Below are 21,614 nucleotides of genomic sequence, written 5' to 3'. Positions count from 1 at the left end.
AGTAATAATCTACCCCTGCTATAAGAATAATCTCTTACTGATAATTTGGTGATAACTTGTCATAATATCTGCAATATTATGCGTATTAATCCTTAAAAAATATCAATATTCAGGAGTATTCTGATGAAAAAAACGGTCGTTGTCTTTAGTGGTGGACAAGATTCGACAACCTGCCTAATCCAAGCACTAGAGCAGTATGATGAAGTTCATTGTATTACATTTAATTATGGACAACGTCATAAAGAAGAAATTGAGGTAGCACAAAGAGTCAGTCAATTATTAGGTGCAACCGCACATAAAGTTTTGGATGTCAGTTTACTCAATGAACTCGCTATCAGCAGCTTAACACGTGACAATATTCCTGTGCCTGATTTTAAACAGAGTGAACAAAGCGATATTCCTAGTACCTTTGTACCTGGTAGAAATATTTTATTTCTTACATTAGCCTCCATTTATGCTTATCAGATTGGTGCTGAAAGCGTTATTACCGGCGTATGTGAAACTGATTTCTCAGGTTATCCAGATTGTCGCGATGAGTTTGTTAAGGCTCTAAATCATGCGGTAAATTTAGGTATTGCTCGTGATATTCAGTTTATCACTCCGTTGATGTGGTTAGATAAAGCGCAAACTTGGGCACTCGCTGACTATTACGGTAAGTTAGATTTTGTACGCCACAACACCTTAACTTGTTATAACGGTATTCAAGGTGATGGTTGTGGTCAATGTGCAGCTTGCCATTTAAGAGAGCGTGGACTTCATGGCTATTTACAAGACAAAAATGCCGTCATGGACGCCATGAAAAATAAAGTTGGCCTTAAATAATCTGTCAAAAATGTGTTAGCTTTGTTTTCTGTGCGTTTACACCCGTAGCAGTTATTTTTAATTCGCGGCCTGTTAGGTTGCTAATAAAGTCGTCGAAGCCGTGATAACTAATTAACCAGTTGTTTTACCCAGTTTTCCCCTGTGATTTTCTCCGCCCTGAAAACAACAGAGCGGGGAATTATTCTATACCAAAACCAATTGACCTCCTCCATGCCCTAAAGGACGTGGCTCCCTACAGCGGTTCAGACCACAGTCTGACTCGTCTCGGTGGGTTCCTGCTTCAGCGAGTGGGCTGACTACTCCCTCCCTTACACAGGTAAGTACGGTATATCCTGCCGCTAATATGTTACGATCACCGATAAAATTAGACGGTTAACTGGATAACATCAATGCTAATCAGCAGACTGGCGTACATACTCCAATTTTTCTCGTAACTGATCTGTAAGTGTTAATGCTTTTTTAGTATTGATATCAACGAGTACAAAAGTCACTAATGCATCTGAAATCAATGCACCATCTTGTTTTCTCACTATTTTTTGAGACAACACGCCACTTTTAATACCGACTTCTGCAATATCACAACTAATGATTAGTTCATCGCCTAAATTAGCGGGCAAACGATAGTTGATATTAATATTCGCGACAACGAGTGCTAGACCATGCCGTTTAAACCAAGCGAGATCTAAGTGTTGTTCAATCCAATCCCATCTCGCTTGTTCTAAAAATTCAAGGTAACGTGCATTATTCACATGCTCAAAAACATCTAAATGGAATCCATAAACTTTAATTAATGTACTCATATGACTTTATTACCTCTTGATATCCCTAACAAACTTTAGCTAAGAGAAATTTCTATGTAATATCTTAAATATAGTCAAAAATATCAAATAGGGTATATTTCATCCGATTATTTATTACCCAAATTAAAATACCATCTGATTATTAATATTATATAAAGGCAATTCTGTACCCCTTTTTGATCACAAAAAAGGGGTACAGTATTATCGAGTAATTAGTTGATAATAATTAGATCTTTATTTTGTTCAATAAGCTTCATACCAATACCAAAGACCTTGGCGAGATCATCAAAAGAAGCAAAACGCCCCACTTTTTCTCGATAATCGATAATGGCTTGCGCTTTTGCTTTTCCGATCCCTTTTAGCGTCATTAATTCATCAAGTGTTGCACTATTAATATCCAACTTTCCTTGTGCACTAGCGTTTACCTCACTGATAGCACTCTCTTTTTGATCCCCTTTTTCAATCAACATGGTTGATGTTGAAGGCGATATATCATCGGCATAAGAGAGTGGTGATAACCCTAAACCTAATGTTAAACATATTGATGCCATAAATGCTGATAGTGTTTTTTTATCCATTTTAATCATCTCCTTTTTGTAAAAATAACTGTATATTCAACAGCAAACAGCGATTACTGAATGCCATCAAATAATGCCAAGCCTTAAATAATTCAGCAATTAGCAACCATATGAATTACGAGAGAGTAAGAAAAATAAATTGAATAAAAAAATAGCGTTACAAAAAATGACGTGACTGCTCGCAAGTTCTAATCTTGAATATAATTTTAGCCATAAAAAAACCCAGTCGAAACTGGGTTTTTATTCAATCAATCTAAGATAGTTTATTGATAATCTTTATCAAAAATCTCGATTTTTGCTTTTTCTCTTAAATCGCTGAGCATAAGTTGTAAAGCTTCTTCTCCCATTTGGGCGCGATAGAGATTAGTCATAAATTCAAGCTGTTCTGCCGTTGGCTTACCATCAGTGACACTATCTAATTGGATTAAGACCACTTTTGAACCCGGTACATTAGACATACCGTACTCTTTTTTACCTTCTGCTGGTTTTGGCATAGCAAAAATAGCACTTTGTATCGGATCTGTGGCTGATGAATGAACCACGCTTTCTACCTCACCAAACGAGATATTTGCTTCTTTCAATGCCGCCTCTCCTTTACCTTCTTTTAAGGCTGCAAGGAGTTTCTGAGCTTGCGCATTCATCGCTTGAGAAGCTTTTTGCTGTTTGACCAGTGTAATAACCTTGTCACGTACTTTATCTAATGGTTGGGTTGATGCAGGTTTATATCCTTCGACACGAACAATATAAGCACTATCATTACCAAGGGTAACCATATCTGAGTTCATGCCTGTAGGGCCATTGTCATCAACCAGTGAACCACCAAAGATAAGCTGTGTTAACTTTTCGTTATTCAAGGCTGCTGGTACATTGTTTTCATCAAACCAATCTGTATTGATTACAGTGACGTTCCCTGCTTTTGCTGCTGTCGCTAGCGTGTCGTTATCATTTGAAGCGGCTTGACTCACTTTTTGCTGCAATGCGAAGAAATCATCAATGGCTTTGTTTTCACGCATTTTTACTAATAAGTCAGCTTTAATGTCATCAAAAGGTTTTACCACCGAAGGTTTAATATCATCAAGACGGAAAATAGCATAACCGTTGCTGATTTTAACTGGCTGTGAAATTTGCCCCTTCTCAGTCAAACTCGCATTTGCTAATTCTGGTAGCTCTTGACCAATAGTGATCCAGCCTAATGAACCATCTTGTTTAGCAGAAAAAGTATCAATGGATTTTTCTTTTACTAAGGTGACGAAGTCAGCGCCATTTTTCAACGCATCTTCAGCTTCTTTCGCAGCGGTTTCATCTGCTAAGACAAGTAGACTGTATTTTTTTTGTCCGGGAACAGTAAATTCACTGATATTACTATCGTAATAAGCTTTAACTTCATCATCTGAAATAGTGATGTTGCTTAAATCTTTTTGGGCTTCTAACTGAATATAGCTCACTTTAACTTGTGCTGGAGCGATAAACATAGAGGTATTTTGGTCATAAAAGGCTTTTAATTCTTCATCTGATACCGTCTCTTTTTCAAGGAATGGCTGAATATCTAATGAAGCGAGACGCACATTACGGCTTTGTAGCATTAAGCCGGCAAAGTCTTTAACTTCGCTCTCTAAAGCAAAGTCAGTGCCTTGAATAGAATAACGTAATTGTTGATTAATCAGATTTTGACGAATTCCTTCAGCAAAGGCATCCGCGTCAATATTATTCGCCGTTAATAACTCAACGTATTTTTTGTTATCAAATTTACCATCAGTTTGGAAATAAGGTAGCGCAAAAATCGCGTCTCTGATTTGCTGGTCGCCAGCAGAAATACCTAACTCTTGAGCAAATTGATCCAGCAAAGCTTGGTTAATCAGCACATTCAATGCTTGTTGGCGGATCATTTTTTGTCCCTCATCTGATGATGCGAGGGAAGCAAAATTGTCACCCATGTCTTTTTGTAGTTGTGCTCGGCGTTGTTGATAAGCTTGCTCTAACTGAGCACGACTTATTTTATAACCGTTAACTTCAGCGGCATCATTAACACCAGAACTAAAGAGATATCCGCCCACACCAGTTAGGACGAAAGAGAGGATGATCACAGCTAATAGTATCTTAATAAAAGGATTATTAGCAGTTGAACGAATGTTGTCCATCATAACGAGACTAGGCTCCGTTTGGTGAAAAAATTATTTTTTATTGGTGTTACACGACTATTTTGAGCACAGCTAATTTAACATGCTCATCGCTGGCTTAATATCAAAATGTCGCAACACGCGACAATCCTTAGAAATAGCCAATCCCGTATAAAATTTGAGTCTTAACACACATCTTACAGATACAAAATAAACAGCTCTAATTGACTCATTGGTCAGTTAAGTCTTTAGCTAACCATGAGATGCTTTCATGTTGTCTATTTCAGTTATAGAACAACGCGCTATTCTATCAAATGACTACTTTAGTTTCACGTCTTATCACCAGAGAATACTCGGTTTAATCCCCTTTTCTGTGGTAAAAAAGAAAAGCGCATCCTTTAAAGATGCGCTTTATTTCTTAATCGATTCGTTTTCTGTTTATCCATAACGTCAACCCAATAACACATTAGGCAGAAAAACGATTTACTCAATTATTGATTTACTGCGTCTTTTAGACCTTTACCCGCACGGAATGCAGGCACTTTGGCCGCAGCAATTTGAATTTCTTTACCTGTTTGTGGATTACGGCCAGTACGTGCTGCGCGATCACGTACGGTAAATGTACCGAAGCCCACTAATGCAACGTCATCACCTTTTTGTAAAGATTCAGTGATTGAAGCTACCATTGCATCTACAACACGACCCGCTGCCGCTTTAGTGATATCTGCATTCGCAGCAATTTTGTCGATCAGTTGAGTTTTATTCACGCTTTTCATCCCCATAATTTATGCGTTATTTTTTACCATTAATGGCAAATTTTGCAAACGTCGTTATATCAAGCCTTTTTATATATAGCAAGACTGATAAAACAGGACTATTAATTAATAAACCCCATTAAATTAACGACACAAAAAAAGACTGGCAAGCTTTTATTGCTTATCCAGCCTTTTTTTTAGTGAAATATTATGATTCACATCACGATTTAGTGTTATTTGTTAGTCACTACTTCGATGCCAAATGGCGATTTCTCTAGGGCTAACGTTAAAACTTCCTCAATTGTTTTCACTGGGTGAATATCCAGATCAGCAACAATGTTTTCAGGAATTTCTTCTAAATCACGTTTATTTTCATCAGGGATAAGAACTGTCTTAATTCCGCCACGATGTGCCGCAAGTAACTTTTCTTTTAATCCACCGATTGGCAATACTTGACCACGTAAGGTAATTTCTCCCGTCATTGCAACATCTGAACGAACTGGATTACCCGTTAAACTGGAAACCAACGCGGTACACATTGCAATACCCGCACTTGGACCATCTTTTGGCGTCGCGCCTTCTGGTACGTGTACATGAATATCACGTTTTTCATAGAAGTCGCCATTAATGCCCAGTTTGTCAGCTCGAGCACGAACCACAGTCATCGCTGCTTGAATCGACTCTTGCATAACTTCACCTAACGAGCCAGTGAAGGTCAGTTTACCTTTACCCGGTACACTTGCCGTTTCAATCGTCAGTAGGTCACCACCAACTTCTGTCCAAGCAAGCCCTGTTACCATACCAATACGATTTTCTGTATCAGCACGACCATAATCGACTTTACGTACACCTAAATAATCTTTCAGATTATTTTCATCGATTTCAATATGCTTGATAGTACTATCCATCAGCAGTTGTTTAACCGCTTTACGACATAATTTAGAAATTTCACGCTCTAAGCTACGTACACCCGCTTCACGCGTATAATAGCGAATAATGCCCATAATCGCGCTATCGTGGATTGTTAGCTCATTCTCTTTCAGTGCATTACGTTCAATCTGTTTTGGTAACAGATGCTGTTTTGCAATGTTGAGTTTTTCATCTTCGGTATAACCCGATAAGCGGATCACTTCCATACGATCGAGTAATGGCGCCGGAATGTTCATGGAGTTAGATGTCGCCACAAACATAACATCGGATAAGTCGTAGTCCACTTCAAGATAGTGGTCATTAAAGGCGATATTTTGTTCTGGATCTAACACCTCTAATAGTGCTGAAGCTGGATCACCGCGCATATCTGATGACATCTTGTCGATTTCATCTAATAAAAATAGCGGGTTTTTAACGCCAACTTTGGCCATTTTTTGGATTAACTTACCAGGCATCGACCCAATGTAAGTACGACGGTGACCACGGATTTCAGCTTCATCACGTACCCCACCTAATGCCATACGCACATATTTACGCCCTGTCGCTTTCGCGATAGATTGACCTAGCGACGTTTTACCTACCCCAGGAGGCCCTACCAAACACAGGATTGGCCCTTTAATTTTGCTGACACGAGACTGAACCGCGAGATATTCAAGAATACGCTCTTTCACACGTTCTAAGCCATAATGATCCGTATCAAGTACTTCCTGCGCTTTCACTAAGTCTTTTTTCACTTTGCTACGGCTATTCCAAGGAACTTGTACCATCCAATCAATATAGCTACGGACTACTGTTGCCTCAGCAGACATTGGCGACATCATTTTTAATTTCTGAAGTTCAGCTTCTGTCTTTTCTCTCGCCTCTTTGGGCATTTTCGCCGCTTCAATTTTGCGTTTTAACGACTCCATTTCATCAGGTGCATCATCCATCTCACCTAATTCTTTTTGGATCGCTTTCATCTGCTCATTGAGGTAGTACTCACGCTGGCTTTTTTCCATCTGCTTTTTAACGCGGTTACGAATGCGTTTTTCAACTTGCAGCAGATCGATTTCTGATTCCATCATCGCCATTAAATACTCTAGGCGTTCTGTTACATCAGACATTTCAAGCACAGCTTGCTTATCTTTTAATTTCAAAGGCATATGCGAAGCAATGGTATCAGCTAACTTCGCAGATTCTTCAATCGCATGCAATGAGGCTAATACCTCTGGCGGAATTTTTTTATTCAGCTTGATATAACCTTCAAACTGATTGATCGCCGTGCGATTTAGTACCTCTTGTTCACGCTCATCAACAACGGGCGTGTCTAGATATTCCGCTTTAGCTTGGAAATACTCACCATTATCAGATAATGTGGTAATTTTTGCGCGGCGAATACCTTCAACAAGCACTTTTACGGTTCCGTCAGGCAGTTTCAGCATCTGTAAAACAGAAGCCACTGTCCCCACAGAAAAAAGATCATTAACACCTGGTTCGTCAGTAGATGCATCTTTCTGCGCAACCAGCATAATTTGTTTGTTGTCGTTCATCGCAGCTTCTAAGCAATGAATAGATTTTTCACGACCAACAAACAACGGGATCACCATATGTGGATATACAACGACATCACGTAATGGCAATACAGGTATTTCAATACGTTCTGGACGCTCAGGATTCATAGAGCTCTCTCTTCGTTTTTAGCTTAACGCTTTTACAGGTAATTTTATTCGCATCTCACCAAATAAAATTAATTCTACGGATTGTCAAAATATATAAGGGCAGTTTTCCGACATTCAATAGCATTCCCTATTAAAAAAACAAAATGAGGGAAAATTCCCTCATTTTTATTGCGTTGGCACGCGTTATCCTATTTTTTTGCCCTAAAAGGGAGAAAATAGATAATATCAGACAAGAGGTATTGCTGATTTTCGCTATATTATTCACCCGATGCCTGATTTTCAGGTTGACTATATATAATCAGCGGTTCAGATTTCCCATTGATTACATTTTCATCAATAACCACTTTCTCTGCATTTTCAAATGAAGGAAGATCGTACATTGTATCAAGTAATGCAGCTTCTACAATGGAACGTAAACCACGCGCCCCTGTCTTACGCGACATCGCTTTTTTAGCAATCGCGGTTAAAGCATCTTTACGGAACTCTAAATCTACACCTTCTAATTTAAACAATGCTTGATACTGTTTAGTCAGGGCATTTTTAGGCTCTTGCAGAATTTGAATTAACGCATCTTCATTGAGCTCACCTAATGTTGCAACAACAGGCAAACGACCAATAAATTCAGGGATCAGACCAAATTTAATCAGATCTTCTGGTTCAACTTGCGCTAATAACTCCCCTTCACTCGCTTTCTCATTTTGGCTTTTCACTTCTGCACCAAAACCAATACCTGAATGGGTATTTAGACGTTGCGCAACTACTTTATCCAGTCCGGCAAAAGCACCACCACAAATAAAGAGGATCTTCGAAGTATCTACTTGTAAGAATTCTTGCTGTGGATGTTTACGCCCGCCTTGAGGAGGTACAGAAGCTACTGTCCCTTCAACTAATTTCAATAATGCTTGCTGTACACCTTCGCCAGAAACATCACGTGTAATTGATGGGTTTTCAGATTTACGAGTGATTTTGTCAATTTCATCAATATAAACAATACCACGTTGTGCTTTTTGCACATCGTAATCGCATTTTTGTAGTAGTTTTTGAATGATGTTTTCAACATCTTCCCCTACATAGCCCGCTTCTGTTAGCGTTGTCGCATCGGCCATGGTAAAAGGTACATCAAGATAACGTGCTAACGTTTCTGCTAATAATGTTTTACCACTACCTGTCGGGCCAATCAGCAGGATATTACTTTTCCCTAGCTCAACACCATCGGCTTTATCGCCATTACGCAGACGTTTATAGTGATTATAAACGGCAACTGCCAATACTTTTTTCGCCAGCTCCTGACCGATAACATAATCATCAAGATGTTTACGGATTTCATGTGGCGTTGGCAATTCACTGCGTTCATGATGAGGTGCTAATTCTTTTATTTCTTCACGAATAATATCAACACAAAGGTCGACACATTCATCACAAATATAAACCGACGGGCCAGCGATTAATTTCTTTACTTCATGCTGGCTTTTACCGCAGAAAGAGCAATACAGAAGCTTCCCAGAGCTATCTTTGCGCTTATCTGTCATCAGTTAACCTCACTTAGTTATTCCTCTTATCAGCGAATAAGAGGAAGAAAGACTTTTTTATCTAGAGATTAATAGCAGCTTTCTTTATATCAATCTATAACAAAGAAAACCTGTTAACTCCATAGCTATTACAACGGAATATGACTAGCTGCGTTGTGTATAAACTTTATCAACTAAACCATATTCTAACGCTTCGTTAGCGGATAAGAAACGATCACGCTCAGTATCTCTTTCTATTTCTTCAATAGATTTCCCCGTATGTTGAGCCATTAACTCATTCATACGCGATTTCACTTTCAAAATTTCTTGAGCGTGGATTTGAATATCTGTCGCTTGGCCTTGGTATCCACCTAAAGGTTGGTGGATCATGACACGTGAGTTAGGTAGACAAATACGTTTACCTTTTGCACCTGCAGATAATAAAAATGCACCCATGGAACAAGCTTGTCCCATACAAATAGTGCTAACATCCGCTTTGATATATTGCATTGTGTCATAAATCGACATACCTGCAGTGATCACTCCACCCGGTGAATTAATGTACAGGTTAATATCTTTTTCTGGGTTCTCAGCTTCTAAAAACAACATCTGAGCAACAATGAGATTGGCCATATGATCTTCAACTTGGCCAGTCAGGAAAATGATACGTTCTTTTAATAAACGTGAATAAATATCGTAAGAGCGCTCACCTCGTGAAGTCTGCTCTATAACCATCGGCACCAAAGCCATATTAGGTGCGAATTGTTCCTGGGTGTCGTTAAATGACATATCTGTCTCCTATTGCATTCTTATTGGTGCCAATGACAACAATTTTACTTGAGATAATTGATCATGACCATTGCAAATGATCCAATCTCTCACAAGACATTCAAGGCGCCTCGCGAGGAGTGATAAAATGACTATAGAATTATCTGGAGATAATCGCTCAAATTTCAAGACAAAATTTGATAAATATACACAAACTGAAAAAAACCCGTGGTTTTTACCACGGGTTTTTGCTTAAAACCGATATCGCGGTTAAAAATTAACCCATCTGAACTTCGTTCATTAGTTCAGTGAAGTTAGTTTCTTTTTCCGTTACTTTAGCAGTTGCTAAGATTTTTTCTACCGCTTGCTCTTCTAATGCTAAATTACGGATGTTATTCATCAGTTGTTCGTTCTTATTGTAGAACTCAACAACTTCTGATGGATCTTCATAAGCTGAAGCCATTTCGTCGATCAACGCTTTCACACGCTCGTCTTCTGCTTTCAGTTCATTACTATTGATCACTTCACCTAACAGTAATCCAACGATAACACGACGTTTTGCTTGTTCTTCGAACAATTCACGTGGTAATTGCAGAGCTTGTTTTTCATCACCACCGAAACGTTGTGCTGCTTGACGTTGCAGAACTTCAATTTCGCTATCTACCGCAGCTGCAGGTACGTCAACTTCGTTAGCTTTCACTAAGCCATCGATAACTTGTGATTTAACACGTGTACGGATCGCATTTTTCAGCTCACGTTCCATGTTTTTACGTACTTCGGCACGTAAACCATCAACTGAACCATCTGCAATACCGAAGCGTTTGATGAACTCTTCAGTTAATTCTGGCAGTTCACGCTCTTCCACTTTTTTCAGGTTGATAGCAAATTGTGCTTTTTTACCTTTTAGGTTTTCAGCGTGGTAATCTTCTGGGAAAGTCACATCGATAGTGAATTCTTCACCTGCTTTATGACCGATAAGACCTTCTTCAAAACCTGGGATCATACGGCCTTGGCCCATTGCTAGTACGAAATCTTCAGCTTTTCCGCCTTCAAATTCTTCACCGTCAATAGAACCATTAAAATCAACAGTTACACGATCTTCTGCCGCAACTTCACCTTCTTTATCTTTCCACTCGGCTTGTTGTTTACGCAGAGTTTCTAGCATGTTATCAACGTCTTCGTCTTTAACTGTCACGATAGGTTTTACCACTTCAATGCTTTCCAGATCTTTCAGTTCGATTTCTGGGAAAACTTCGAATTCTACAGAGTATACAAAGTCTTCACCTTCTTTGTATTGCTCTGGTTTGTAATCAGGTGCACCTACTGGGTTAACTTTGTTTTCGATGATAGCGTTGATGAAATTACGCTGCATCAGATCACCCAGAACATCATTCAGAACAGACATACCGTAACGTTGTTTAACCATAGACATTGGTACGTGTCCTTTACGGAAACCATCAATGCGAACAGTTTTAGCAGCTTTTTTCAGTTCGCTGTCTACAGCTTTTTGGATATCAGCGGCTGGTACGGTGATTGTGACACGACGCCCTAGGCCTTGAGTCGTTTCAACAGAAACTTGCATCTTGTTACCTCAAAATAAGTTTTAGTGCTCGGTCTACTTTAAAGGAAGCTAATCTACGGCAAGTAGTATTAGACTTAATACTCCTTTCAGAACCGGGGCCGCCACATTTAAAAAAACGAGGATCCCTGATATCAGAAGCATCCCGAAACCTTACTGAAAATTAGACGCGACATTATAACGATCTAGAGGGGTTGAGTCGAGAAAGAGCCGTTTTATTCCTCAATTTTTTCATAAAAACAAGGTTAACACTGCTTTTTAGCCCCATAAAGAACAAAAAATACGCATCTTAGTCATCATTTACTCACGATTAACAATCTTCTGATTAATCTTGTTGGCTTCCACCACGACATCCTGGAGAGTGTAATGCTTTATCTTGTTGTTCATCCCACTCGCTCAAGGTAAAAGTGTGCAGAGCTAAAGCATGAACGCCATTATCTAATTCATGAGATAACGTTTGATAAACATCACGATGACGTGACACACTGCGTTTATCATTAAATAAGTCACTCACAATAACGACTTTAAAATGGCTCTCCGAGCCTGCAGGTACATTATGACGATGGCTTTCGTTAATGACTTGCAAAAAATGGGGAGAAAAGCGTGAAATCAGCTTATTCTCAATATCATCACGGATCATCTCAGTCCTTATAACATAACAATCAAAAAAAGAAGTTATCTGTTAGTTAAGTGAATAAATAACTTTTCGTAATACAGATAAATGGCTTTCTTGTCTTAAACATTACCTATGATAATCGCTTATTTTTTCTCTTGAGTAAAATGCTCACCTTAACAAGAGAAATGGCGTGAGTTATAAATCTGTTCTTATCACAATAAAACGTATTGATAAAAATCAGATAATTTCGTTCATTAAAGGGATATTAGCTACGCTTTTGCAGTGGTATGATAGGCAAAATAGCCACCCTTATCTGCTGAGAAAACGGCAGAATTACTTAATCGAGACACTATCATGATAAAAAATTTACTTTGTGCCGTGTTTGCGCTGACACTGCTAGCAGGATGTGCAACACCAAGCAATAAATTATCGATTGAGCCAGTGATATCTGTACCACCATCAGATCCAACTATGCGCCCAATTACACTTAGTATCACCAGCCAAGATAAACGACCTTCGAAAAACTTAGCGGAAATGAGTCGTAATGGTAAGTTAGAGGTTTTAGTACCTACACGTGATTTAGCTTTTCTAATGCAAGAAATCGTTCAAAAACAGATGATGGCACGTGGCTATACTTTTGGCTCTCCAGCCGCAGCTGACGTAATTGTGGTGATAAATAAACTGAACGCAGATATTAGTGAAGGAAGTCTACGCCATAATATTAGTGCTAAAGCAGATATTTCCGTTGTTGTCAGCATGCCTAATGGCAGTACAAACACCAAAACCTATCGTACTAGCTACAATGTACAAGGCCCATTTGGCGCATCCAATGATAAAATAGCGGCAGCGATTAATAATGTTTTATCTGAGCTTGTCAGTGATATGGCAAAAGATCCTTCTGTCAGCCAATACATCAAATCTAACGCTCGTTAATTAATAAAAAACGGCTTGTAAAGATAGCAAGAAACAAGCCGTTAAAAGGAATTTTGCATGCTTCAAGCCGCCTTTAAACAGACCACTTGGTATAAATCTTTTATTTTACTGTTACTTGGTTTCACTTCGGGCTTACCCCTTGCATTAACAGCAGGAACCTTACAAGCATGGATGACAGTAGAAAATATCGATTTAAAAACGATTGGTTTTTTCTCATTGGTTGGCCAAGCTTACGTGTTTAAATTCCTCTGGTCGCCGTTTATGGATCGCTATACACCTTCATTCTTAGGTCGTCGCCGAGGATGGATGTTATTAACACAAATCGGTCTTGTGTTAGGTATTGCGGGTATGGGCTTTTTAAACCCTAGCCATCATTTATGGTGGTTAGCCTCGTTAGCCGTCATCGTCGCTTTCTGTTCTGCCTCACAAGACATCGTCTTTGATGCCTATAAAACCGATATCTTAAAAGCCGATGAACGAGGCACAGGTGCAGCAGTCTCTGTGCTGGGCTATCGAATAGCGATGCTGGTTTCTGGGGGCATGGCACTATGGCTTGCAGATAAATATATTGGCTGGCAAAACATGTACTGGCTAATGGCTGCCTTAATGGGTATTGGTATTATCGCCACGCTATTAGCTCAGGAGCCAGAAACCGCCGTCAAACCTCCACGTACACTCTATGAAGCCGTTATAGAGCCTTTATATGAGTTTTTCTCTCGTAATAATGCATGGTTAATTTTACTACTTATTGTGCTATACAAAATGGGAGATGCCTTTGCGTTAAGCTTAAGTACCACATTCCTTATTCGTGGCGCCGGATTTGATGCAGGTGAAGTGGGATTAGTCAATAAAACGCTTGGATTGGCAGCAACCATTGTCGGAGCCTTATTAGGCGGTTTATTAATGCGCCGTTGGACTTTATTCAAAGCGCTGATGATCTTTGGTATTTTGCAAGGGGGGTCAAATATCGGCTATTGGTATTTAGCTATCTCTGAGCAAAATATTTATAGCATGGGAGCGGTAATCGCTTTCGAAAATATTTGTGGTGGTATGGGAACGGCGGCTTTCGTTGCTCTACTAATGACACTATGCCATCAATCTTTTTCAGCAACACAATTCGCCCTTCTTTCCGCCTTAGCGGCTATCGGCCGAGTCTATGTCGGTCCTGTTGCAGGCTGGTATGTAGAATCCCATGGCTGGGAAGCGTTCTATCTTTTCTCTATTGTTGCCTCTGTTCCCGGTATTCTTTTGCTGATGATCGCTAAAAATACACTCACTTATACGCAAAAAACTGGCGAATTCTTACAACGAACATTATTTATTAAACAATACCGTTTAGCGATTTATGGTTTACTCTTTGCCGTATTACTATTTTTGTGTAGCTTAATATTACTTATTATTAATTCGCTACCAAATTTAGAGATGTTTCAGTCAGTTGATTTTATACAATCTATTAATAGTGAATTATTAAGCGAGCTTACTTCTACACTCTTCTTATATGGTGTCATTATTGGCGCCGTTAGCTTAATTATCGGGACTATTTTAGATTACTTGGCACTGAAAAAAACGGCTAATTAAGTTGCCTCAATCTATTATCTATTCAAGGACAGCCTAGGCTGTCCTTTTTCTATGTTATCTCTTTATGCTCAAACAGAAAATGATAGGTGATATAACAAATTATCTAAACAGTCTGACTTTTACTGATTTACCTTTAATTTTACCTTGTTGAAGGCTTTTCCATACCTGTTTAGCAATGGACTGTTTTACCGCTACATAGGCATGAGTTGGATGGATATTTATCTTACCAATATCTTCTCCACTAAACCCTAAATCTCCAGTTAATGCACCAAGGATGTCCCCTGGACGCATTTTTGCTTTTTTACCGCCATCAATACATAGTGTTGCCATTGTCGCAACCAATGGTGTGATTGATAAACCTGAAGGGGCTGATTGCCAATCCAGTTTTATATTCAACATTTCTTCCAGAGCATTGGCGCGAGGGATCTCTTCTGGTGCGCAAAAACTAATCGCTAAACCACTTTCTCCCGCTCTGGCTGTTCGTCCAATTCGATGTATATGAACTTCCGGATCGTGTGATAATTCATAATTAATCACCATTTCTAGCGCTTTGATATCTAAGCCTCGCGCAGCGACATCTGTGGCGACTAACACTCGACAGCTACCATTAGCAAAACGGATCAATGTTTGGTCGCGCTCTTTTTGCTCCATATCGCCATGTAACGCAAGGACACTTTGGTTGCTTTCGGTCAAAGCTTCATACACATCTTGGCAATCTCTTTTGGTATTACAAAATACCACACAAGAATTAGGTTGATGATGACTCAAAAGCTTTTGTAATAATCCCAATTTGCCATAACGGGAGATCTCATAAAATTGTTGTTCAACCGCTGGCAATTCATCCGGTGAATTAATCTCAATAGTGACAGGATCTTGTTGAATTTTTCGACTAATTTTAGCGATTTCATCCGGCCAAGTTGCAGAAAAGAGCAAAGTTTGACGTTGTGTCGACATTTGAGAAATGATGTCGCTAATATCATCAAAAAATCCCATATCCAGCATTCTATCTGCTTCATCAAGTACTAATGTTTTTACATCAGCAAGTGTGACAGTCTGCTTGTTTAAATGATCTAACAAACGCCCCGGAGTCGCGACAATAATATGAGCAGCATGAATTAATGAATCCCGTTGAATGCTAAAAGGCACCCCACCACACAGAGTCAGAATTTTAATGTTAGGCAGAAAACGAGCCAGTCGACGTAACTCATTAGCGACTTGGTCAGCTAATTCTCGTGTTGGACATAATACTAATGATTGAGTATTAAATTGTTTTGCATCAATACGTTGCAATAAACCTAAGCCAAAAGCTGCTGTTTTGCCACTTCCGGTTTTTGCTTGGGCTCGAACATCTTTCCCGGCAAGAATAGCAGGTAAAGACGCTTCTTGGACGGGAGTCATCGTTAAATAGCCAAGCTCATTAAGATTAGTAAGTTGCTCAGCAGGAAGTGCATGAAGATCAGCAAATGAGGTCACAATAAAATTCCGAATTAATAATAAAAAAACAGTTATCTGCCATGATACTATCCCTTTTTTATGGTGTCGTGAGATATTTCGCCTCACCTTCGTCATTTCTGTTAATTAAAACTTATTGCCATCATTATTCTTCTTCTCTCACTCTATATTCTTTTCATTAACATACCAAAATAATAAAAACAAACTAATCAATACTAAACTTCCGATAAAGAAAACCCAGATCAATATTCTAGAATGTGATCATATTTTAGATACAAAACACTATAAAAAAACACTTTATAAATTATAGTATCAAAACAAACAGTGAGAATAATTCACACCACAAACAATACAACAGAAAAACTAATTATACATTATGATAAGAAAATCAATTTTATTGTTTATTACAACAACATGCACTTTACCTGCACAGGCTAATTATCTCGGTGGATTTGCTAATATCAGTATCAATTATCTTGACTGGACGACACATACCACCCATAAAACAGGCCAAACTTCCCATAAAGATGATTTTGCTTATTTAGAACTTGAAGGGGGAGCCCACTTTTCATGGGGTGAGTTTTATGGCTTTTTTGACTTAGAAAATCCTTTTAATAATCGACAAACACAGCCCGGCGATAATCAGCGCTATACCGTCAAAGGAACTAGTCGTATTTATTTAGCTGACAGTGGATTAAACCTTTATGGCCATATATATGGTACTTGGTCACTGCCCGGAAAAGAATATGGCGGTAATTTCCATGAGGTTAATACACTTTATGGTATTGGGTATAACACACAATTAGCAGATATCTGGTTTAAACCTTTTATAGCTTTACATTATGTCGATCAAACTTATTATTCAGGAAATAATGGCTATGTGGTTGGTTGGGTTGCCGGTTACGATTTTAACCTGGTAAATCAAAATTTAGCATCACAAATTGGCATGAGATGGAGTTTGATCGTAATAAACGTTATGGCAATGGCGGAAAAAATGGCTTTAATGGAGCTGTCGCTATTTGGTGGCACCCCACGGCTTCCATTACTACAGGCATTCAATACCGCTATGCTTATAAAAAGTTAGGAGAAAACTTTTTACAAGATGGTGTGATCTATAGCTTAAAATATAACTTCTGATGGCTAATTGTTAATTTTTGTGGCAGCGAATCACTTTTTATTCGCTGTTTGTCATTTTTAGCAGTTAATAAAAAAATTTCTTCTATAATAGAAATATTCAACAAACAATCAATCTGCGATATAAAAAATCATATAGCGATTAAATAAAGATACGAAACATCAAGATAAAACGAAATTTGCTTTCTAATACTCCTCAGACCTGTATTGTGTTTACTTTTTAGACAAAAAACATTTTCTTACACTTTTTGCTGTAATTTTTTTTGTAAAAATATGTATTTATTTTAAAAACATGCTACTTTATGAAATTATAGTTAATTCACAATAATTAAATTAACATTTATTTAATAGTTTAATTACTTGTGATCACATTAACACAAAAGACTAACCAATCACTTACTTACCATTACAATTGTTTACACTGTCGCAACCTTACCGTAAAATGTCCTTACTGATACTGATGAAACAACAATAGAACCTTTATCATTTGGGTCGTTGGATGAGACTTATGAAATACATAAAAAGTATTGGGACACTCTCGCTATTAGCAGCCGCTGTTCTTTTAAGTGGTTGCGATATGGCGTTAATGAATCCCAAAGGCGCTATCGGCGCTGAGCAAAAAACATTAATCCTCATTGCGCTTGGTTTAATGTTGATTGTTGTGATACCGGTAATTCTGATGGTGATTGTTTTCGCTTATCGCTACCGTGAATCCAATACTAAAGCAACTTATCGCCCTAATTGGGCTCACTCAAATAAAATTGAGCTTGTCGTATGGACCGTGCCGATTATCATTATCGTGATATTGGCAACCATCACATGGAAAACAACCCATGAACTTGATCCCTATAAACCACTAGTTTCAGATGAGAAACCGGTTACCATTGAAGTGGTTTCAATGGACTGGAAATGGTTGTTTATCTATCCAGAACAAGGTATTGCAACCGTTAACGAACTGGCTTTCCCAACCAATGTTCCTGTTAATTTCAAAATTACCTCTGATTCTGTCATGAACTCATTCTTTATCCCGCGCTTAGGTGGACAAATCTATGCCATGGCTGGAATGCAAACCAAACTTCACTTAATTGCTAATGAACCAGGTGAATACCAAGGTATGTCAGCAAGTTATAGCGGACACGGTTTCTCTGACATGAAGTTTACCGCCATTGCGACACCTGATCGTGCAGGCTTTGATGCATGGGTTGCAAAAGTAAAACAGTCATCAGATACGTTAAATACCACCGCTGCATTTGATGAACTTGCTAAACCAAGCCAGAAAAATCCAGTGACCTACTATTCAAGCGTGAAGCCGATGTTATTCCAAGAGACCATCTCTAAATTTGGTCATACAGGTCATGGCGCTCACACCGGTAGCAATCAGACTGAACACTCTGATGCAACAATGAATATGAACATGAGCCACGCGGCACATGCAGGAGCAGAGGAATAAAGGCATGTTCGGAAAATTAACTCTCGATGCAATCCCGCTACAAGAACCCATTGTTGTCGTAACCCTAATCGGCATCATTCTTGGCGGTCTTGCTGTTGTTGGCGCTTTAACCTATTTCCGTAAGTGGAAATGGCTATGGAGCGAATGGTTAACTAGTGTTGACCATAAAAAAATTGGTATTATGTATATCATCGTTGCAATGGTCATGATGTTCCGTGGCTTTGCCGATGCCATTATGATGAGAAGCCAACAGGCACTCGCCTCAGCGGGTGAAGCCGGTTTCTTACCACCTCATCACTACGATCAGATTTTTACCGCACACGGCGTTATCATGATTTTCTTCATGGCAACACCTTTCGTTGTCGGTCTGATGAACCTTGTTGTACCTTTACAAATTGGTGCGCGTGATGTGGCATTCCCATTCCTAAACTCACTGAGTTTCTGGTTCTTTGTCGTCGGTGTACTGCTTATCAATATCTCTTTAGGTATTGGTGAATTCGCACAAACAGGTTGGTTAGCTTACCCACCACTTTCGGGCTTGGAGTACAATCCTGGGGTCGGGGTCGACTATTGGATATGGAGTTTACAGATATCCGGTATTGGTACGCTTCTGACGGGGGTTAACTTCTTCGCCACTATCCTGCGTATGCGTGCACCAGGCATGACAATGATGAAAATGCCAGTGTTCTCATGGGCTGCATTATGTACTAACGTACTGATTATCGCTGCATTCCCAATTTTAACTGTCACTATCACACTACTGACGTTAGACCGCTATCTTGGTACACACTTCTTTACCAATGATATGGGCGGTAACATGATGATGTACATCAACCTTGTTTGGGCTTGGGGTCATCCAGAAGTTTATATTCTTATTCTGCCAGTCTTTGGTGTGTTCTCTGAAGTTACCGCGACGTTCTCTAAAAAACGTCTATTCGGTTATACCTCTTTAGTCGGTGCGACCGTTGTTATCACCGTCTTATCATTTATCGTTTGGTTACACCACTTCTTTACCATGGGCTCAGGTGCCAACGTTAATGCCTTCTTCGGTATAGCCACCATGATCATCGCTATACCCACAGGGGTTAAAATCTTTAACTGGCTGTTTACCATGTATCAGGGCCGTATCGAGTATAAAAGCCCTATGCTATGGACAATCGGTTTCTTAGTCACCTTCTCAGTAGGGGGGATGACTGGGGTACTATTAGCGGTTCCTGGCGCAAACTTTGTATTACATAACAGCTTGTTCTTAATCGCTCACTTCCACAACGTCATTATCGGTGGTGTGGTGTTCGGTTGTTTTGCTGGTATGACTTACTGGTTCCCTAAAGCATTTGGCTTCACGCTTAATGAAAAATGGGGTATCCGCGCATTCTGGTTCTGGTTTATCGGTTTCTTTATGGCCTTTATGCCACTGTATATCCTTGGTTTTATGGGTATGACTCGCCGTTTAAGCCAAAATATCAACCCAGAATTCCACCCAATGCTGATGGTTGCTGCTGGTGGTGCCGCTCTGATTGCTCTTGGTATTGTTTGCCAAGTTATCCAAATTTACGTCAGTATCCGCGATCGTCACTTAAACCGTGATTTAACAGGTGATCCATGGGGTGGACGTACTCTGGAATGGTCAATTTCTTCTCCTGCACCTTTCTATAACTTTGCCGTTGAACCGCAAGTGAAAGCTCGTGATGAGTGGTGGGATCAGAAAGAAAAAGGTACTGCTTATCAGCGCCCTGCAAAATATGAACCTATCCATATGCCAAAAAATACCGCAGCAGGCGTCATTATCTCTGCATTTAGCTTAGTGTTTGGCTTTGCCATGATCTGGCATATCTGGTGGTTAGCTATTGTTGGGTTCGCAGGAATGATAGTCACTTGGATCGCGAAAAGCTTCGATACAGATGTTGATTACTATGTCCAAGTACCTGAAATTGAAGCCATCGAGAATAAGCATTATGAAGAACTGAAAAAAGCAGGTGTGAAATAATGTCAACTCAAACTTTAAATAACGCAAACGCCCATGAGCATCATGGGCACCACGATGCAGGAGCGACGAAAGTTTTCGGCTTCTGGATCTATCTAATGAGCGACCTTATCCTGTTTGCCAGCTTATTCGCCACTTATGCGGTGCTTGTTAACGGGATTGCTGATGGTCCTTCTGGTAAAGAAATCTTTAGCCTGCCTTTTGTTTTAGTTGAAACCTTCTTACTACTGTTTAGTAGTATCACTTTTGGTTTCGCCATGCTTAGCATGAATAAAGGTAGTGTTAGCCAAGTCAATCTGTGGCTATTCGTTACCTTCTTATTCGGTTTAGGCTTCGTGGTAATGGAAGTGTATGAGTTCCATGAACTTATCGCTGAAGGTTATGGCCCAGATCGCAGTGCATTCTTATCGGCATTCTTTGCCTTAGTATCAACACACGGTCTGCACGTAACTGCGGGATTAGTTTGGATTATTATTATGATGATCCAAGTATCACGCCGTGGTTTAACTGATGTTAATCGCACTCGTTTAAGTTGCTTAAGCCTGTTCTGGCACTTCCTTGATGTTGTCTGGATCTGTGTGTTCACCGTAGTTTATCTGATGGGAGCGATGTAATGAGTCATCCAAATACTTCTCCTTCAGGCGCAAGCCACGGCAGCATGAAGTCCTATCTGATTGGCTTTATTCTGTCCGTTATCCTCACCGTGATCCCATTTTGGATGGTGATGGAAGGAACAGCTACAACCTCAACTATCTTATGGACAGTCGTTGGTATGGCCGTCGTACAGATTGTTGTTCATTTAGTCTGTTTCTTACATATGAACACGTCCTCAGAAGAGCGCTGGAACGTTATCGCATTCCTATTCACCTTGTTGATTATCGGCATTGTTGTGATTGGCTCACTGTGGATTATGTACAACCTGAACATCAATATGATGATGGATTAAGAGTTG

At 39.4% G+C, this 21,614-nt stretch carries 17 protein-coding genes and 1 pseudogene; 8 read left to right on the top strand and 10 right to left on the bottom strand.

Annotated features, from left to right (window positions below):
• Positions 1 to 123 precede the first annotated feature (123 nt).
• Positions 124 to 822: a 7-cyano-7-deazaguanine synthase QueC gene (gene queC, locus HMPREF3129_RS15200; RefSeq protein WP_004252552.1), complete on the top strand. Its 699-nt coding sequence runs from the start codon at positions 124 to 126 to the stop codon at positions 820 to 822.
• A gap of 392 nt (positions 823 to 1,214) precedes the next feature.
• Here queC and HMPREF3129_RS15195 read toward each other — a convergent pair whose 3' ends face one another.
• From HMPREF3129_RS15195 to bolA, 9 genes are all read right to left on the bottom strand, one after another.
• On the bottom strand, positions 1,215 to 1,622 hold the full coding sequence (locus HMPREF3129_RS15195) for an acyl-CoA thioesterase (RefSeq protein WP_004245082.1): 408 nt from the start codon (positions 1,620 to 1,622) through the stop codon (positions 1,215 to 1,217).
• 212 nt (positions 1,623 to 1,834) lie between these two features.
• Positions 1,835 to 2,209 (bottom strand): ComEA family DNA-binding protein, encoded by a 375-nt coding sequence (locus HMPREF3129_RS15190; protein WP_017628271.1) that lies wholly within the window; start codon positions 2,207 to 2,209, stop codon positions 1,835 to 1,837.
• Between the two features lie 254 nt (positions 2,210 to 2,463).
• Positions 2,464 to 4,341 (bottom strand): peptidylprolyl isomerase, encoded by a 1,878-nt coding sequence (gene ppiD, locus HMPREF3129_RS15185; protein WP_004247230.1) that lies wholly within the window; start codon positions 4,339 to 4,341, stop codon positions 2,464 to 2,466.
• 467 nt (positions 4,342 to 4,808) lie between these two features.
• The gene (gene hupB, locus HMPREF3129_RS15180; protein ID WP_004247229.1) at positions 4,809 to 5,084 is read right to left on the bottom strand and encodes a nucleoid-associated protein HU-beta; all 276 of its coding nucleotides are present in this window, start codon (positions 5,082 to 5,084) and stop codon (positions 4,809 to 4,811) included.
• A 221-nt stretch (positions 5,085 to 5,305) separates the two neighbouring features.
• Positions 5,306 to 7,660 (bottom strand): endopeptidase La, encoded by a 2,355-nt coding sequence (gene lon, locus HMPREF3129_RS15175; RefSeq protein WP_004245086.1) that lies wholly within the window; start codon positions 7,658 to 7,660, stop codon positions 5,306 to 5,308.
• 257 nt (positions 7,661 to 7,917) lie between these two features.
• Positions 7,918 to 9,189, bottom strand: coding sequence for an ATP-dependent protease ATP-binding subunit ClpX (clpX, locus tag HMPREF3129_RS15170; protein ID WP_004245087.1), 1,272 nt, complete (start codon positions 9,187 to 9,189; stop codon positions 7,918 to 7,920).
• Between the two features lie 144 nt (positions 9,190 to 9,333).
• Positions 9,334 to 9,957 carry an ATP-dependent Clp endopeptidase proteolytic subunit ClpP gene (gene clpP, locus HMPREF3129_RS15165; protein WP_004245088.1) on the bottom strand — a complete coding sequence of 208 codons (624 nt, stop codon included), beginning with the start codon at positions 9,955 to 9,957 and terminating at the stop codon, positions 9,334 to 9,336.
• 256 nt (positions 9,958 to 10,213) lie between these two features.
• Complete coding sequence (gene tig / locus HMPREF3129_RS15160) at positions 10,214 to 11,518, bottom strand: trigger factor (RefSeq protein WP_004245089.1); 1,305 nt, start codon at positions 11,516 to 11,518, stop codon at positions 10,214 to 10,216.
• 322 nt (positions 11,519 to 11,840) lie between these two features.
• Positions 11,841 to 12,155, bottom strand: a complete 315-nt coding sequence (gene bolA / locus HMPREF3129_RS15155; RefSeq protein WP_004245090.1) for a transcriptional regulator BolA — start codon at positions 12,153 to 12,155, stop codon at positions 11,841 to 11,843.
• A gap of 330 nt (positions 12,156 to 12,485) precedes the next feature.
• Here bolA and HMPREF3129_RS15150 point away from each other — a divergent pair, with 330 nt between their 5' ends.
• Together HMPREF3129_RS15150 and ampG are read left to right on the top strand one after the other, a co-directional pair.
• Complete coding sequence (locus tag HMPREF3129_RS15150) at positions 12,486 to 13,064, top strand: YajG family lipoprotein (protein WP_036919782.1); 579 nt, start codon at positions 12,486 to 12,488, stop codon at positions 13,062 to 13,064.
• A 57-nt stretch (positions 13,065 to 13,121) separates the two neighbouring features.
• Complete coding sequence (gene ampG / locus HMPREF3129_RS15145) at positions 13,122 to 14,642, top strand: muropeptide MFS transporter AmpG (protein WP_036919780.1); 1,521 nt, start codon at positions 13,122 to 13,124, stop codon at positions 14,640 to 14,642.
• 99 nt (positions 14,643 to 14,741) lie between these two features.
• Here the strand turns inward: ampG and dbpA are convergent, their stop codons facing one another.
• Positions 14,742 to 16,115 carry an ATP-dependent RNA helicase DbpA gene (gene dbpA, locus HMPREF3129_RS15140; protein ID WP_012367479.1) on the bottom strand — a complete coding sequence of 458 codons (1,374 nt, stop codon included), beginning with the start codon at positions 16,113 to 16,115 and terminating at the stop codon, positions 14,742 to 14,744.
• 355 nt (positions 16,116 to 16,470) lie between these two features.
• Here dbpA and HMPREF3129_RS15135 point away from each other — a divergent pair.
• From HMPREF3129_RS15135 to HMPREF3129_RS15115, 5 genes and pseudogenes are all read left to right on the top strand, one after another.
• A pseudogene (locus tag HMPREF3129_RS15135) lies at positions 16,471 to 17,231 on the top strand (nucleoside-specific channel-forming Tsx family protein).
• 496 nt (positions 17,232 to 17,727) lie between these two features.
• Entirely contained in the window at positions 17,728 to 18,678 is a 951-nt protein-coding gene (cyoA, locus tag HMPREF3129_RS15130; protein ID WP_004245101.1) for a cytochrome o ubiquinol oxidase subunit II, read from the top strand.
• Between the two features lie 4 nt (positions 18,679 to 18,682).
• The gene (gene cyoB / locus HMPREF3129_RS15125; RefSeq protein ID WP_004247222.1) at positions 18,683 to 20,665 is read left to right on the top strand and encodes a cytochrome o ubiquinol oxidase subunit I; all 1,983 of its coding nucleotides are present in this window, start codon (positions 18,683 to 18,685) and stop codon (positions 20,663 to 20,665) included.
• Positions 20,665 to 21,276: a cytochrome o ubiquinol oxidase subunit III gene (locus tag HMPREF3129_RS15120; protein WP_004245104.1), complete on the top strand. Its 612-nt coding sequence runs from the start codon at positions 20,665 to 20,667 to the stop codon at positions 21,274 to 21,276. The genes cyoB and HMPREF3129_RS15120 overlap by 1 nt, the downstream gene beginning before the upstream one ends.
• Positions 21,276 to 21,608, top strand: a complete 333-nt coding sequence (locus HMPREF3129_RS15115; RefSeq protein WP_004245105.1) for a cytochrome o ubiquinol oxidase subunit IV — start codon at positions 21,276 to 21,278, stop codon at positions 21,606 to 21,608. The genes HMPREF3129_RS15120 and HMPREF3129_RS15115 overlap by 1 nt, the downstream gene beginning before the upstream one ends.
• Positions 21,609 to 21,614 lie beyond the last annotated feature (6 nt).

The sequence above is a fragment of the Proteus sp. HMSC14B05 genome (genome assembly GCF_001808035.1).
Classification (GTDB): domain Bacteria; phylum Pseudomonadota; class Gammaproteobacteria; order Enterobacterales; family Enterobacteriaceae; genus Proteus; species Proteus mirabilis.
The sequence above is the reverse complement of the archived record's forward strand: the minus strand, read 5'-3'. Positions and strand labels throughout refer to the sequence as shown.

Bases quoted from the DNA above. Each gene is read 5' to 3' on its own strand.
- ampG (WP_036919780.1), top strand. From the start codon at position 13,122: ATGCTTCAAGCCGCCTTTAAACAGACCACTTGGTATAAATCTTTTATT.
- HMPREF3129_RS15190 (WP_017628271.1), bottom strand. From the start codon at position 2,209: ATGATTAAAATGGATAAAAAAACACTATCAGCATTTATGGCATCAATA.
- ppiD (WP_004247230.1), bottom strand. From the start codon at position 4,341: ATGATGGACAACATTCGTTCAACTGCTAATAATCCTTTTATTAAGATA.
- clpX (WP_004245087.1), bottom strand. From the start codon at position 9,189: ATGACAGATAAGCGCAAAGATAGCTCTGGGAAGCTTCTGTATTGCTCT.
- queC (WP_004252552.1), top strand. From the start codon at position 124: ATGAAAAAAACGGTCGTTGTCTTTAGTGGTGGACAAGATTCGACAACC.
- HMPREF3129_RS15120 (WP_004245104.1), top strand. From the start codon at position 20,665: ATGTCAACTCAAACTTTAAATAACGCAAACGCCCATGAGCATCATGGG.
- HMPREF3129_RS15115 (WP_004245105.1), top strand. From the start codon at position 21,276: ATGAGTCATCCAAATACTTCTCCTTCAGGCGCAAGCCACGGCAGCATG.
- HMPREF3129_RS15150 (WP_036919782.1), top strand. From the start codon at position 12,486: ATGATAAAAAATTTACTTTGTGCCGTGTTTGCGCTGACACTGCTAGCA.
- lon (WP_004245086.1), bottom strand. From the start codon at position 7,660: ATGAATCCTGAGCGTCCAGAACGTATTGAAATACCTGTATTGCCATTA.
- bolA (WP_004245090.1), bottom strand. From the start codon at position 12,155: ATGATCCGTGATGATATTGAGAATAAGCTGATTTCACGCTTTTCTCCC.
- HMPREF3129_RS15195 (WP_004245082.1), bottom strand. From the start codon at position 1,622: ATGAGTACATTAATTAAAGTTTATGGATTCCATTTAGATGTTTTTGAG.
- cyoA (WP_004245101.1), top strand. From the start codon at position 17,728: ATGAGACTTATGAAATACATAAAAAGTATTGGGACACTCTCGCTATTA.
- tig (WP_004245089.1), bottom strand. From the start codon at position 11,518: ATGCAAGTTTCTGTTGAAACGACTCAAGGCCTAGGGCGTCGTGTCACA.
- clpP (WP_004245088.1), bottom strand. From the start codon at position 9,957: ATGTCATTTAACGACACCCAGGAACAATTCGCACCTAATATGGCTTTG.
- cyoB (WP_004247222.1), top strand. From the start codon at position 18,683: ATGTTCGGAAAATTAACTCTCGATGCAATCCCGCTACAAGAACCCATT.